The sequence below is a fragment of the Streptomyces alkaliterrae genome (assembly GCF_007097205.2).
GTDB classification, from domain to species: domain Bacteria; phylum Actinomycetota; class Actinomycetes; order Streptomycetales; family Streptomycetaceae; genus Streptomyces; species Streptomyces alkaliterrae.
In genome coordinates this window covers 1-1,210 of record NZ_VJYK02000599.1, presented here as the reverse complement: position 1 = coordinate 1,210, position 1,210 = coordinate 1, and the positions used below count along the sequence as shown (strand labels likewise).

The window sequence follows — 1,210 nt, the reverse complement described above, 5'->3', positions numbered from 1 at the left end:
GGATTCACCCGTATGCCGCCGGACGTCGGGCGGCGGGTTCTGTGAAGCTTGGACCAGCGTCCGCCCGTTTTGTCCCCATGGGAGATTCGCGTGATTCTGTCGGTTTCCGGTGTTCTGCTGCTCGGTGTCATCGCCTTCCTCTTCTTCCGCAAGGACGGCATGAAGCTCTCCCATGCCGCCGTATGCGCACTGTTCGGCTTCTATCTGGCGGACTCGGCGCTCGCGGCGGGTATCCACGCGGGGAGCAACACGGTCGCCAACCTGCTGAGCGGTCTGGCTCTCTGACCGTCGGGAGGTCGGCTTGATGCCGTGGCCGGTGAGGGTCCGGGAGAGCGGTGGCGGCCGGCTGGCCACCAGCGTCGTGGAGGGGGCGCTTGACGCGTTGCATCCGCTGATCGTCGTGGGGCGCGGCCTGCGGCGTTTGGCGGGGTTGGTGCGCCGCTGGTGGGAGGGGGCCCCGCAGGACCGTCGGGGACCTGCGGCGTTTCTGGCGGTGGCGGTGGCGCTGCTGGTGTGGATGGTTCCGTACGGGCCGTGGCTGGCGGCGGCCGCGGTGATGGCGGTGGCCGCCGTGCTGGGGCGTACGGGGGCCGCCGTGGAGGAGGACGAGGAGCCTTCGGGGCCGAGCGAGGAGGAGGCGGCGCGGCTGCAGGCGTTGTACGACGCGTTGGCGCCGTGTTTCTGCGCGGAGGACGATCCCCATCCGGAGCCGCTGTACGCGCCGGACGGGTCGTGGGAGCGGGCTTTTGTTTCGCACGGGTTCGGTGAGGACGGGCGGCTGGAGTCGCTGGAGCTGCGTTATCCGCCGTATTTCGCGGACGGTGACCCGTCGGCGCGGCGGCGGGTGCAGCAGGTGTTGGGGGCGAAGGCCGGGCGGTATCGGGAGTACCACTTCGCGTGGGACCAGGAGGCGAACCGGTTGCGGCTCTCGGTGCTCGGGGCGCTGCCGACGGGGGTGTGCGCGCAGCGGTTCGTGGCGGCTCCGGGTGAGGTGGTGCTGGGGTTCACCGATCCGGAGTCGGTGCAGCGGACCCTTCCGGTCGGGGCGGGTGAGGAGTTCCGGGACGTGCCGCCGGTGGTGTGGCGGACGGGGCCCCGGTCGACGGAGCCGCATCTGTTGGCGCTGGGCCAGCCGGGGTCGGGGACGACGACGTTGCTGCGTTCGGTGGCGTTGCAGGCGCTGGAACGGGGGGAGGTGTTGGTGCTGGAC

Annotated in this window: 1 protein-coding gene and 1 pseudogene; both read left to right on the top strand. The window is 71.2% G+C overall.

Going from position 1 to position 1,210, the window contains the following annotated elements:
- Positions 1-90: 90 nt before the first annotated feature.
- The gene (locus FNX44_RS27025; protein WP_181355778.1) at positions 91-285 is read left to right on the top strand and encodes a hypothetical protein; all 195 of its coding nucleotides are present in this window, start codon (positions 91-93) and stop codon (positions 283-285) included.
- 19 nt (positions 286-304) lie between these two features.
- Positions 305-1,210: pseudogene (locus FNX44_RS27020) on the top strand (hypothetical protein); the annotation flags it as partial.